This window comes from Sphingomonas bacterium, from assembly GCF_903644055.1.
GTDB lineage: Bacteria > Pseudomonadota > Alphaproteobacteria > Sphingomonadales > Sphingomonadaceae > Sphingomonas_I.
On record NZ_CAHJXD010000059.1, the window covers coordinates 1 to 13,010 of the forward strand.

General features: G+C 68.1%; 13 protein-coding genes and 1 pseudogene. 10 read left to right on the plus strand and 4 right to left on the minus strand.

All coding sequences use genetic code 11. The features are described from left to right. Window positions 1–871 (minus strand): FAD-binding oxidoreductase (locus HUU94_RS02395; RefSeq protein ID WP_174273527.1); only part of this gene is annotated, 871 nt, incomplete at its 3' end. Between the two features lie 93 nt (window positions 872–964). On the opposite strand from HUU94_RS02395, the gene HUU94_RS02400 reads away from it, so the two are divergent. Continuing rightward, entirely contained in the window at window positions 965–1,417 is a 453-nt protein-coding gene (locus HUU94_RS02400) for a hypothetical protein (RefSeq protein WP_174273528.1), read from the plus strand. A 95-nt stretch (window positions 1,418–1,512) separates the two neighbouring features. Beyond that, the gene (locus HUU94_RS02405; RefSeq protein WP_174273529.1) at window positions 1,513–2,958 is read left to right on the plus strand and encodes a DEAD/DEAH box helicase; all 1,446 of its coding nucleotides are present in this window, start codon (window positions 1,513–1,515) and stop codon (window positions 2,956–2,958) included. 39 nt (window positions 2,959–2,997) lie between these two features. On the opposite strand, the gene HUU94_RS02410 is transcribed toward HUU94_RS02405, so the two are convergent. Genes HUU94_RS02410 through HUU94_RS02420 form a run of 3 tightly spaced genes read right to left on the minus strand, consistent with a single transcriptional unit; the run spans window position 2,998 to window position 4,622 of the window. Beyond that, complete coding sequence (locus HUU94_RS02410) at window positions 2,998–3,513, minus strand: GAF domain-containing protein (protein WP_174273530.1); 516 nt, start codon at window positions 3,511–3,513, stop codon at window positions 2,998–3,000. A 34-nt stretch (window positions 3,514–3,547) separates the two neighbouring features. Beyond that, window positions 3,548–3,958: an alternative ribosome rescue aminoacyl-tRNA hydrolase ArfB gene (gene arfB / locus HUU94_RS02415; RefSeq protein WP_174273531.1), complete on the minus strand. Its 411-nt coding sequence runs from the start codon at window positions 3,956–3,958 to the stop codon at window positions 3,548–3,550. Beyond that, window positions 3,948–4,622, minus strand: coding sequence for an RluA family pseudouridine synthase (locus HUU94_RS02420; protein ID WP_174273532.1), 675 nt, complete (start codon window positions 4,620–4,622; stop codon window positions 3,948–3,950). Before HUU94_RS02420 ends, arfB begins: the two co-directional genes overlap by 11 nt. A 139-nt stretch (window positions 4,623–4,761) precedes the next feature. On the opposite strand from HUU94_RS02420, the gene ctrA reads away from it, so the two are divergent. From ctrA to HUU94_RS02460, 8 genes and pseudogenes are all read left to right on the plus strand, one after another. Beyond that, complete coding sequence (gene ctrA / locus HUU94_RS02425; RefSeq protein ID WP_174273533.1) at window positions 4,762–5,463, plus strand: response regulator transcription factor CtrA; 702 nt, start codon at window positions 4,762–4,764, stop codon at window positions 5,461–5,463. 101 nt (window positions 5,464–5,564) lie between these two features. Further along, window positions 5,565–6,917, plus strand: coding sequence for an FAD/NAD(P)-binding protein (locus tag HUU94_RS02430; protein ID WP_368039835.1), 1,353 nt, complete (start codon window positions 5,565–5,567; stop codon window positions 6,915–6,917). Window positions 6,918–7,017: 100 nt separating this feature from the next. Then, complete coding sequence (locus HUU94_RS02435; RefSeq protein WP_174273535.1) at window positions 7,018–8,496, plus strand: circularly permuted type 2 ATP-grasp protein; 1,479 nt, start codon at window positions 7,018–7,020, stop codon at window positions 8,494–8,496. Window positions 8,497–8,632: 136 nt separating this feature from the next. Beyond that, a complete protein-coding gene (locus HUU94_RS02440) occupies window positions 8,633–9,568 on the plus strand; it encodes an alpha-E domain-containing protein (RefSeq protein ID WP_174273536.1) in 936 nt (311 codons plus the stop codon). Window positions 9,569–9,690: 122 nt separating this feature from the next. Next, window positions 9,691–10,506 (plus strand): transglutaminase family protein, encoded by an 816-nt coding sequence (locus HUU94_RS02445; protein ID WP_174273537.1) that lies wholly within the window; start codon window positions 9,691–9,693, stop codon window positions 10,504–10,506. 198 nt (window positions 10,507–10,704) lie between these two features. After that, a complete protein-coding gene (gene ffh, locus HUU94_RS02450; protein ID WP_174273538.1) occupies window positions 10,705–12,180 on the plus strand; it encodes a signal recognition particle protein in 1,476 nt (491 codons plus the stop codon). Between the two features lie 143 nt (window positions 12,181–12,323). Next, window positions 12,324–12,824, plus strand: coding sequence for a 30S ribosomal protein S16 (gene rpsP / locus HUU94_RS02455; RefSeq protein WP_174273539.1), 501 nt, complete (start codon window positions 12,324–12,326; stop codon window positions 12,822–12,824). A 3-nt stretch (window positions 12,825–12,827) separates the two neighbouring features. Next, window positions 12,828–13,010, plus strand: a pseudogene (locus HUU94_RS02460) (ribosome maturation factor RimM); the annotation flags it as partial.

Sequence of the window (13,010 nt, forward strand, 5' to 3'; positions counted from 1 at the left end):
TCGCCTCGATCAGCAGGTGCCAGCGATGCCGCCCCGCCAGCGGCGCGCGCGTGCCGGGAATGTAGCGCAGGACCAGCGCGAGGCCGTCGTCCGGGACGATCTCGAAGCTCTCGATCGCCTCGCCGGTGCGCGCCTCCAGCATCCGCAGCAGCGAAAGCGCATCCCCGGCCCGATCGACGCCGACCCACGCCACCGTGCGCGATCCGGCGGCGGGGACGAGGCGGAGGCTGGCGGCGGTGACGATCCCCAGTGTGCCCTCGGCACCGCACAGCAATTGGCGGATATCATAGCCGCGATTGTCCTTGCGCAGCGCCGAAAGGCCATCGAAGCGATCCCCCGAGGGCAGCACCGCCTCGATCCCCAGAACCAGGGCGCGCATCGTACCGAAACGCAGCACCTGCGTCCCGCCCGCGTTGGTCGAAACCAGGCCGCCGATCGTCGCCGAACCCTTGGCGGCGAGGCTGAGCGGGAAGCGCCGGCCGATCGTGGCGGCGGCGGCGTGGAGATCGGCGAGCACCACTCCTGCCTCGGCGACCGCGACGCCGTCCTCGGCCGAAAGCGAGCGGATCGCGCGCATCCGGCGCAGCGACAGCAGCAGGCTGGCGCCGTCGGCCGAGGGCGTCGCCCCCGCGACCATCGAGCTGTTGCCCCCTTGCGGCACGATCGCCACCCCGGCCGCGCCCGCGAGCCGCACGATCGCCTCGACCTCCGCAACCGTCCCGGGAGAGAGCATCGCGGCGGCGGCGCCGGTGCAGCGCCCACGCCAATCGGTGAGCCACGGCGCCATCGCATCGGCATCCCGCGTGAAGCCGCGCGGGCCGAGCCGCGCCGCCAGCGTATCGAGCAGGCTCTGGGAGGGCGCTTCGGGCATCGCCTTATTCTATGGCCCGCGATCCATCGGCGCCAGTTCATCCGGCATTAAAGGCCGTGGCTCGATCGCTCCCGCGACGATGAAGGGTGATTCTTGACCGCGCTGCTGATCGCCGCCCTCTTCGCGGCCACGGCTTTGCATGCCTCCGTGGCCGCAGAACGCGAGGAAACGGAGAGCTTCGAGATCGCTCAGCTTACGATCCGCAGCAGCCATGTCGTCGTGCGGATCAAGACCGAGCCGGCGGCGATGCCCCCCGCCTTCATGACGCTCAGGGAGAAGAAGGGGCCGAAGTGCATCGCGCGCGTCAACATCATCGGCGCGGCGGTGCTGGCGGGCAACAGCGTCGACTTCATCATGCGCGGCAACGGCCGCCTGCGCGCGCGCTTCGCCAGCTCGTGCCCCGCGCTCGATTTCTACGGCGGCTTCTACCTGACGCCCAGCGCTGACGGCCAGATCTGCGCGGGCCGCGACGTGATCCATTCACGCGCCGGCGGCGAATGCGAAATCGATCGTTTCCGCACGATGATTGCCAAAGAGGGCAAATAGCTGCTTCGCCTTGACTTGGGGCGCGTATTGCGGTCAAGCAGCGGCCTGTCGGATGCGGTGACGCTCCCGTTGCCCCCGACCCACATCGAGCGCCCATGAGCTTCGCCGATCTCGGCCTTTCCGACGAATTGCTGAAAGCAGTGGGCGAATCCGGTTATACGGAGCCGACGCTGATCCAGGCGGCGGCGATCCCGCCGGTGCTGATGAACCGCGACCTCATCGGCATCGCGCAGACGGGCACCGGCAAGACCGCGAGCTTCGTGCTGCCGATGATCGACATTCTGGCGCATGGCCGCAGCCGCGCGATGATGCCGCGCAGCCTGATCCTCGAGCCGACGCGCGAGCTCGCCGCGCAGGTCGCCGAGAATTTCGAGAAATACGGCAAATATCACAAGCTCTCGATGGCGCTGCTGATCGGCGGCACGTCGATGGGCGATCAGCAGAAGGCGCTCGCCAAGGGAGTCGACGTGCTGATCGCGACGCCGGGCCGGCTGATGGACCTGTTCGCGCGCGGCAAGATCCTGCTCTCGGGCTGCTCGATCCTGGTGATCGACGAGGCCGATCGGATGCTCGACATGGGCTTCATCCCCGATATCGAGCAGATCTGTTCCAAGCTTCCCGCGACGCGCCAGACCCTGCTGTTTTCGGCGACGATGCCACCGGTGATCAAGAAGCTCGCCGACAAATTCCTCTCGAACCCCAAGCAGGTCGAGGTCGCGCGCGCGGCCAGCACCAATGTCCTGATCGAGGAAGCGCTGGTCGAGACCTCGGCGCGGGGCAAGCGCGATACGTTGCGCCAGCTCCTCAAGGCCGAGGACATGCGCACCGCGATCATCTTCTCGAACCGCAAGACGACGGTGCGAGATCTCACCGAAGCGCTCCGCAAAAGCGGCTTCGCGGCGAGCCAGATCCACGGCGACATGGAGCAATCCGAGCGCATCCGCGAGCTCGACCGCTTCAAGGCGGGCGATATCAATATCCTCGTGGCGAGCGACGTCGCGGCGCGCGGGCTCGACATCAAGGGCGTCTCTCACGTCTTCAACTTCGACGTGCCCTGGCATCCCGACGATTATGTCCACCGCATCGGGCGGACCGGCCGCGCGGGCGCATCGGGCAAGGCGTTCACGCTCGTCACCCCCGAAGACGCCGAGGCGATCGAAAATATCGAGAAGCTGACCGGGCACAAGATCGCACGCGTCGGCACGGGGACCGAACCCGCTCCCGCGCCTTCATCGGAAACCGGTGAGGAGGCGATCCGGGAGCCGCAGCGCGCGCGGGTTTCGCGCGAACGCCGCCCCGCGCCGCGCCGCGAGGAACGCGGCCGCGACGATGCCGTTCGGAACGACGTGGTTCGGAACGACAAGGGTCGCGAACAGCCCCGGCACGAAGAGCGCGCCCGGCCACCGCGCGAAGTTCGGCCCGAGAAGCGCCCCGATGCGCCGGTGCCTCGCGAAATAGCACGCGACGATGGCCCCGACGGCGGCTGGAACGGCCCCGTGCCGAGCTTCCTCGACTTCGGCTTCAACGCGCCGAAGGAATAGGGATGCCTTGATCCTCCCCTGCCGGGGGGAGGATTCGTCTCAGGTCTGTTCTGTCGTCGAATTCGACTCTAGGTCCGCGAGCCGCGGGCCGAGCAGCGCGACCAGCGCCTCGCACCCCGCCTGATCCTCCGCATCGAAACGGCCGGGCGTCGGGCTATCGAGATCGAGCACGCCGATCAGCCTCCCCCCGGTAACGATCGGCACCACCAGCTCGGACGCCGACGCCGCATCGCAGGCGATGTGGCCGGGAAAGGCATGGACATCCTCGACGCGCTGCGTCTCCCGCGTCGCCGCCGCCGCGCCGCAGACGCCCTGTCCGAAAGGGATACGGATGCACGCCGCCTTGCCCTGAAACGGCCCGAGCACCAGCCCGCCATCGACCGTGCGGTAGAAGCCGGCCCAGTTGAGATCGGGCAGAAATTCCCACAGCAAGGCCGCGGCATTGGCCATGTTGGCGATGGCGTCGGTTTCGCCTGCGGTGAGGCCATCCAATGCCTGAAGGAGGTCACGGTAGAGCAGGGATTTGCCGGAGGCGTTGATTTCGAACCGATACATGGCAGCTCCTTAGCGCATTGTCAGGAGAAGGGGGTCATTCCAGATCCACCCTCCCCCGCCCGCGCTTGATCGCGCCACGCAACGTCTTGCCTTCCACGCGCTTGGCCTTGGCCGCCTTGCTTGGCCTGGTCTTCACCCGTCGCTCCGGCCTGACGTGCGCCTGAGCGAGCAACGCGGACAGGCGATCGCGCGCGTCCTTGCGGTTGGCTTCGCGCGTGCGGAAGCGGCGGGCGGCGACGAGAATGCCGCCGCCCTCCACCCAGCGGCTGCCCGCCAGAGTCTTCAATCGTTCGAACACGTCGGGCGCGAGCCGCAGCGCATAGACGTCGAGGCGGAGCTGGACCGCCGTCGCGACCTTGTTGACGTTCTGGCCGCCGGGGCCGGTCGCGGCGAGAAAGCGTTCCTCCAGCGCGTCTTCGGGCAAAGCGGGCGCCTCAGCCGCCATCGCCCGGATCCGTGAAGCCGAACGCTGCGAAGCGATCGGGAAAGGGCGCGGTGGCGGCGATCGGAGTCTTGCCGTCGCGCGGCACGGTCAGCCGCCACGCATGCAGCATCAGGCCGGCCGACTCGGCCGTGCGCCCGGCCTTCCCGTAGACCGGATCGCCGAGGATCGGCAGGCCGATCCCGCTCGCGGCGTGGACGCGCAGCTGGTGCGTGCGGCCGCTATCGGGCTGGAACAGCAGCAGGCTGTGGCCGTCGCGCTCGGCGAGCATCGTCCAGCGCGTACGCGCTGGCTTGCCCTTGCGATCGACGACGATGCGCCAGCCCGCCTCGCGCGTGCTGACCTTGGCGAGCGGACGATCGATCACGCCCCCGGTCGCCTCGGGCAGGCCGTGCACGATCGCGAGATACGCCTTCTCGACCCGCCCCCCCTCGAACGCCGCCATGAAGCGACGCTGCGCCTTGGGATGGCGCGCAAGCAGCAGGCAGCCCGACGTATCCCGATCGAGCCGGTGGGTGATCGACGGCGCGCGCGCGAAGCCCAGCCGCAGCGTCGGCAGCAATGCCTCGACCGAAGGCCCACCCGCGCGCGGAGGATCGACCGGAAGGCCGGCGCGCTTGTCGATCACCAGCGCCTCGCCATCTTCGTAAAGGATCGTCGGGATCATCGCGGGCCGATAGCATGTGCAGGCGCGCAGATGAATTTTGTGTCCGTTAACATGTTTAAAGGCTCGTTAACCTTTTGCGTTCATCTTAATGAAGATGAAGACGGAATGACCGTCTCCGGCGCTAACAGGGAATAGGACTATGCGGGTATTGCTGATCGAGGATGATCCCACCACCGCGCGCAGCATCGAGCTGATGCTGAACGCCGAAGGCTTCAACGTCTATACCACCGACCTCGGCGAAGAGGGCCTCGATCTGGGCAAGCTCTACGATTATGATCTGATCGCGCTCGACCTCAACCTGCCCGACATGACGGGCTACGACGTGCTCAAGAAATTGCGCGTCAGCCGGGTGAGCACGCCGGTGCTGATCCTCTCGGGCACCAGCGAGACCGAGGCCAAGGTTCGCGCGCTCGGCTTCGGCGCCGACGATTACGTCACCAAGCCCTTTCATCGCGACGAGCTGGTGGCGCGCATCCACGCGATCGTCCGCCGCTCGAAAGGGCATAGCCAGAGCATCATCCGCAGCGGCAAGCTCGCGGTCAATCTCGATGCCAAGACCGTCGAAGTCGATGGCGCGCGCGTCCACCTGACGGGCAAGGAATATGCGATGCTGGAGCTGCTCTCGCTGCGTAAGGGCACGACGCTGACCAAGGAGATGTTCCTCAACCACCTTTACGGCGGCATGGACGAGCCCGAACTCAAGATCATCGACGTGTTCATCTGCAAGCTGCGCAAGAAGCTCAGCCTGGCATGCGGCGGCGACAATTATATCGAGACGGTGTGGGGCCGCGGCTATGTGCTGCGCGACGTCGAGGAAGTGCCCGTCACGCAGGCGGCCTGAACCGCTTCGGACGATCGGCAACGCATTGTGGCGCCCGCCGGAGCATGGCTCTGGCGGGCGCTTCGCATTCGGGTAAGGGGGTTGGTAGGGGGGCTGCCAACGTGCGGATCAAGCATGTCGCGATCATCGGAGGCGGCTTTTCGGGCGCGTTGCAGGCGGTCAACCTGCTCCGCCACAACGGCCCCCGCGCGACGCTGATCGAGCGGCGGCCGACCACCGCGCGCGGCGTCGCTTATTCGGCCGCGCACGCCGATCACCTCCTCAATGTGCGCGCCGGCAACATGAGCGCGCTGCCCGACGATCCCGGTCATTTCGCGCGCTGGCTGGCGCGGCATCGTCCCGATATCGGCGCGGGCTTCGCGCCCCGCCTCGTCTATGGCGATTATCTCTCGAACCTGCTGGAGGAAGCGCGCGAGGCCGCGCCCGCAAGGCTTTCCGTCCTGCACGACGACGCCATCGATCTGATCGTCCGGGACGACGCGATCGAGATATGCCTCGCCAGCGGCGGACGGATCGGCGCCGATGCCGCGATCCTCGCGGTCGGCAACCTGCCCCCGCACGTGCCGCCGGGCATCGACCCCGACCTGCTCGGACTCGAGCGTTTCGCCGCCGATCCCTGGGCGGGGGACTGGGGGGAGGGCCTCGGACCGGATGAGACGGTGGTGGTGATCGGCAGCGGCCTGACGATGATCGATGTCGTCCTCGCGCTCGATGCGCGGGGTTTCTGCGGGAAGATCGTCGCAATGTCCCGCCGCGGCCTGCTGCCGCGGGTCCATGCCGACGTCGTACCGGCACCGCCGCTACCGGAACGGCCCCGGCCCACCTCCGTCGGCCTGCTCCGCCACGTTCGCGCCCGCACCGAGGCGGTCGGCTGGCGCGCGGCGGTGGATGCGCTGCGCCCCTTCACGCAGGACCTCTGGATCGGCGCCGAGCCGGCGGAGCGCCGGCGTTTCCTCCGCCATCTTCGCGCCTGGTGGGATGTCCACCGCCACCGCATCGCCCCGTCGATCGCCGATCGCATCGCCGCGCTGCAAGCCGAGGGACGGCTGGAGATTCTCGCCGGCAAGCTGATCGCCGCCGAACCCGCCGGCGACGGGGTCCGGGTCCGCTATCGCCCGCGCGGGACGGACGCGGTCGCGGCGATCGAGGCCAGGCGGATCGTCAATGCGACCGGCCCGCAAGGCGATCTCACGCGCGGCCGCGATCCGCTGCTCCGCGCGATGCTCGCGCGCAAGCTGATCCGGCCAGATGCGATGAAGGTCGGCATCGACGTCACCGTCCAGTCCGAGGCGATCGATGCCGGTGGCAAGCCGCAGCCGCGCCTGCTCGCGATCGGCCCGATGACGCGCGGCACCTTCTGGGAGATCGTCGCCGTGCCCGACATCCGCCGCCAGACCTGGTCGGTCGCGCGGCGGCTTTCCAACGCGCATTGGGTGGGCGGCGAGGGATTGTAGCGCAACCCAGCGCCGGATCCGGCGTTTTTCCGAACATCCTTGCGCAGCGCTGCCCGGCGTTGCAGTCTCGCCTTCACGCCGCCCGCATGTCAGGAGCCCGATGCCCGACGATTGTTTCGACGAAGTTTGGGGCGTGGGCGGCGACCGCGCCGGTCGCCCCGGTCTCGGCGATCTCGCCAAGTGGATCGAGGAAACCCCCGCGCACGAACTGGAGCGCAGGCAGAGCGCCGCCGAGGCCGCGTTCCGCCAGCTCGGCATCACCTTCGCGGTCTATGGCGACGAGGACAGCGCCGAGCGGATCATCCCGTTCGATATCGTCCCGCGAATCTTCACCAGCGGCGAATGGGCGCGGCTCAAGGAAGGGTTGATCCAGCGGACGCAGGCGATCAACGCCTTCCTCGCCGACGTCTACGGGCCGCGCCGGATCATCGCCGACGGCATCGTGCCGGAGGCGCTGGTGCTCGCCAATCCGCAGTTCCGCGGCTTCCTCGCGGGGCAGAAGCCGCCGCACGGCGTGTTCGCGCACATCTGCGGGATCGATCTGGTGCGCACCGGCGCCGACGATTTCTTCGTGCTGGAGGATAATGCGCGCACGCCCTCGGGCGTTTCCTACATGCTCGAGAATCGCGAGGCGATGCTCAGGCTCTGCCCCGAGATCTTCCATCGCTTCAACGTCTGCCCGGTGGATCGCTACCCCGACGTGCTGCGCGAGACCTTGCGCTCGGTCGCGCCGCGTGGCGGGGCCGAGCCGGTGTGCGTGCTGCTCACCCCCGGCCACTTCAACTCGGCCTTCTACGAACACAGCTTCCTCGCCGATTCGATGGGGATCGAGCTGGTCGAGCCCGCCGACCTCGAGGTGGACGACGATGTCGTCTGGATGCGGACGATCGAGGGGCGCGTGCGGGTCGACGTGATCTACCGGCGGATCGACGACGATTATATCGATCCGCTCGTCTTCAAGCCCGATTCGCTGCTCGGCGTGCCGGGGCTGATCGCGGCCTATCTGGCGGGCAACGTCGCGCTGGTGAACGCGCCGGGCACCGGCATCGCCGACGACAAGGCGATCTACAGCTACATGCCCGAGATCGTGAAATATTATTCGGGCGAGGAGGCGAAGCTTCCCAACGTCGAGACCTATCGCTGCCGCGAAGCCTCGGCTTTGTCCTACACGCTCGACAATCTCGAGAAGCTGGTGGTGAAGCTGGTCGATGGATCGGGGGGCTACGGCATGCTCGTCGGGCCGACCGCGAGCAGGGCGGAGATCGAGGATTTCCGCGCCGCGCTCAAGGCCGAGCCGCACCGCTATATCGCGCAGCCGACGCTCGCGCTCTCGACCGTGCCGACCTTGACCGCGCAGGGCGTGGCGCCGCGTCACGTCGATTTCCGGCCCTTCGTGCTGACCGGATCGCAGGGCGTCCAGATCGTTCCCGGCGGGCTGACGCGGGTGGCGCTCCAGGAGGGATCGCTGGTGGTCAACAGCAGCCAAGGTGGCGGCACCAAGGACAGCCTGATCCTCTCCGACGATCCCTGCCAGGGGCAAAGCCAGGGCCAGGGCGGGCAGATGCAGTGGCAACGGTGAAAGGCGGCGCAATCCGACTAAAGCTCCTCCCCTTCAGGGGAGGGGTTGAGGTGGGGCTTGTGGCCTCGCACTGGCGCTTGCCCTCACCCGACTCCCCCACCCCTGGCCCCTCCCCTGAAGGGGAGGGGGGCTTCTAATGCTCTCGCGCACCGCCGCTTCGCTCTACTGGATCGGCCGCTATGTCGAGCGCGCCGAGTTTACCGCGCGGCTGATCGAGGCGACGCTGCGGCTCGATGCGCTTTCGGCGCGACCCGCGGGCAAGACCGCGTGGGAGAGCGCTTTGCTCGTCGTCGGCGCCGAGGCGGGGTTCGCGGGTTCGGGCGGGGAGATGGGGCCGGGGCCGGTCAGCGCCTTCCTGACGCTCGCGCCCGACAATCCCAGTTCGATCCGCTCCTGCCTCGACAGCGCGCGCTGGAACGCCAAATCGGTGCGCACCGCGCTGACCCGCGACGCCTGGGAGACGATCAACCGCGCGTGGCTCGGCCTTCGCGGGGTCAACGACATGGGCGACAGCCGCGACACGCTGGCGCTGATCGAGCGCGTGCGCGCCGAGACGCGCGGATTCGAGGGCGCGCTCGGCCGGATGCTGCGCAACGAGGCCTATGCCTTCCTGGGGCTCGGCGCGGCGATCGAGCGCGCGGACAATACGGCGCGGCTGATCGACGTAAAATATCATCTGCTGCTGCCCGAAGGCGAGAAGGTCGGCGGGATCATCGATCGCGACCAATGGACGACGATCCTCCACACCGTCTCCGCCAACACCGCCTATCGCTGGCTGTATCGCGAGGAATTGAAGCCCTGGCTGGTCGCCGACATGCTGATTTGCAAGCGCGAGCTGCCGCGCAGCCTCGCGGGATCGGCGGTCGAGGTGGTCGAGCATCTCGCCTTCATCGGCAAAAGGCTGGGGCGGCAGGGCGAGGCCGACCGGCTGGCGCGCCGCCGGCTCGACAATCTCGGCCGGACTTCGATCGACAGCGTGTTCGGGCAGGGGCTGCACGAATATCTCGAAGGCTTCCTGATCGAGAATGCGGTGCTCGCGCAGGCGATCGCGGCGCAGTTCAGGTTCGGGTGAGCGCGATTCTTCTACGCTTCCTCGGTTCGTTCGTCCCGAGCGCAGTCGAGGGACGTACCAAATGCGAACCGTGGAACGCGTCTCGACTTCGCTCGACACGAACGGAATAGTGGACGTTCCCCATGCGCCTGTTCGTACGCCATCGCAGCGAATATAGCTTCTCGGAACCGCAGGCGCGGCTCGTCCAGCTCCTGCGGCTGACGCCTTCGGACCATGCCGGGCAGAGCATCGTCTCCTGGCGGATCGACGTGGATCGCGATGCGCGGCTGAAGCCGACGCGCGACGGCTACGGCAATCTCACGACGATGCTCTACATCGACGGGCCGATCGATCGCATCACGCTGGAAGTTTCGGGCGAGGTGCTGACCGAGGATCGCGCGGGCATGGTGAGCGGCACCGCCGAGCCGCTGCCGCCGCTCTATTTCCTACAGGAGACGCCGCTGACCAAGCCCGGCGCCGCGATATCGGATTTCGTCGCCGCGCAACCGCAGGAGGGCAGCGCGCTCGATCGCGCGCACCGGCTGGCCGAATCGATCGAAGAGCGGCTTGAGCCGCGTCCTCCCGAAGCCGCCGACGATCACGACGCCGCAAGCTGCTTCGACGCGGGCGCCGCCGATCCGCAGGGTGCGGCGCATGTGCTGATCGCCGCCGCGCGCGCGGCGGGATATCCCGCGCGCTATGTCGCGGGGCACTTCTACCGCCCCGATGCGATCGACGGCCATGCCGCGCATGGCTGGGCCGAACTGCATGTCGACGGCTATGGCTGGATCGCGTTCGACATTTCGGAAGGCCGCTGCCCGACCGACCATTATGTCCGCGTCGCGATCGGGCTCGATCACCGCGAGGCGGCGCCGCTCTCGGGCCTGCGCACCGGCGGCGGCCACGAGGCGCTGGCGATCGACGTGCATGTCGGGCCGGAGCCGGCGCGGCAGGATTGAGGACGTGAGATCCTCCCCTGGAGAGTATCAAGGGCTTGGTGGCTTGCCGCCGACGGCCGTTTCGGCTACTCGCCCGCCATCCGTTCCCATCGAACGAGACGATCAAGCGCGACTCCGCTGTGGAGCGTGCACGCTGGCCGACGAGGTTTCGTCCGCCGGCGCGGCTTGCGTTGGGGCATTTTGAGGATTTGATTCTCGATGTTCGACAGCCTGAGCGATCGGCTTTCAGCGACGTTCGACAAGCTCCGGGGGCGCGGCGCGCTCACCGAGGCCGACGTTCGCGGGGCGATGCGCGAGGTGCGGATCGCGCTGCTGGAGGCCGATGTCGCGCTTCCGGTGGTGCGCGAGTTCGTCGACAAGGCGACCGAGGAAGCCGTCGGCCAGAACGTGCTGCGCTCGGTCACGCCGGGGCAGCAGGTCGTCAAGATCGTCAACGATGCGCTGGTCGCGATGCTCGGCGGTGGAGACGGCGAAGCGGCGGCCGACCTCCAGCTCAATGTCGCCCCGCCCGCGATCGTGATGATGGTCGGGCTGCAAGGCTCGGGCAAGACCACGACCACCGCCAAGATCGCCAGACGCCTGAAGGAGCGCGAGGGCAAGAAGGTGCTGATGGCGTCGCTCGACGTCAACCGCCCCGCCGCGCAGGAACAGCTCGCGGTGCTCGGGGTTCAGGTCGATGTCGCGACTCTGCCCGTCGTCGCGGGCCAGAACCCGGTCGAGATCGCGCGGCGCGCGCTGCAGGCGGCGAAGCTCCAGGGCTATGACGTGCTGATGCTCGATACGGCGGGCCGTCTTCACGTCGATCAGGCGCTGATGGACGAGATGAAGGCGGTCGCCGACATCGCCAGTCCGACCGAGATCCTGCTCGTCGTCGATGCGCTGACCGGGCAGGACGCGGTCAACGTCGCGACCAATTTCTCCGATCAGGTGCCGCTGACCGGCGTCGTGCTGACGCGGATGGACGGCGATGCGCGCGGCGGCGCGGCCTTGTCGATGCGCGCGGTCACCGGGCGGCCGATCAAGTTCGTCGGGACCGGCGAAAAGCTCGACGGGCTCGAGCAATTCCATTCCGAGCGCGTCGCGGGGCGCATCCTCGGCATGGGCGACGTCGTCAGCCTCGTCGAGCGCGCGGCGGAGACGATCAAGGTCGAGGAAGCCGAGCGCATGGCGATGCGCATGGAGCAGGGCAAGTTCGATCTCGACGATCTGCGCGCCCAGCTCGGCCAGATGAAAAGGATGGGCGGGCTCTCGGGGCTCGCGGCGATGCTGCCCGGCGTCAAGCAGGTGAAGCAGGCGATGGCGAGCGGTGCCGCCGACGACAAGCATCTCGTCCGCCTGGAGGCGATCCTCTCCTCGATGACCGTCAAGGAGCGCACCAAGCCCGAGATCATCGCCGCCAAGCGCAAGATCCGCATCGCCAAGGGATCGGGCACCACGGTGCAGGAGGTCAACAAGCTCCTCAAGATGCACCAGGAGATGGCCGGCATGATGAAGAAGATGAAGAAGATGGGCGGGCTCAAGGGCCTGGCCAACATGTTCGGAAAGGGCGGCGGCGACCTCAACGCGATGATGGAGGGCGCGGGGCTTCCCGGCGGCGGGCTTCCCGGCCTGCCCGGCGGCGGCAACCCGCAGGGCCTGCCCCCCGGTTTCCAGAATTTCATGAAGAAGAAGTGAGTTAGTTCAAACCCAATCCGGTAACCCAACCAAACACGTCATCCCGGCGCAAGCTGGGATCTCCCGATCAGGAGCGTCACGCTCCGCCTCATGAGACCCCGGCCTCCGCTGGGGTGACGGAACAGAGAAGAAGGAAAAGACCAATGTCCGTTTCGATCCGCCTGTCGCGCGGCGGCGCCAAGAAGCGCCCTTATTATCGCATCGTCGTCGCCAATTCGCGTTCGCCTCGCGATGGCTCGTTCATCGAGAAGATCGGCACCTACAATCCTTTGCTCGCCAAGGATGACGACAAGCGCGTCGTGCTCGACGGCGATCGCGCCAAGCATTGGCTGTCGGTCGGCGCGCAGCCGACCGATCGTGTCGCGCGCTTCTTCGATGCCGCGGGCATTCTGGAGCGCAGCGCGCGCAACAATCCCAAGAAGGCCGAGCCGGGCGAGAAGGCCAAGGAACGCGCCGAGGAGCGCGCGACCAAGGCCGCCGAAGCCGCCGAGGCGAGCGCCGCCGCCGCTGCGACGCCCGCCGCCGAAGAGCCCGCGCTCGATGATGGCGCCGAGCCGGGCAACGAGGGTGTCTCCGCCGCGACGCCTGCCGAGGGTGGCGATGCCGAAACCCCGAGCGAGGGCGCCGAGACCGCCGAGGCCTGAGCCTTGGCCGATCCGCACGACTCCTGTGTGACGCTGGCGGCGATCGCCGGCGCGCACGGGCTCGGCGGCGAGGTGCGGCTCAAGCTCTTCACCGACGATCTCGGCCGCTACACGACGCTCGATGCGGGCGGGCGCACGCTGACGCTGGTCAAGCTGCGGCCGGGGCCGGCCGGCGCGGTCGCGCGC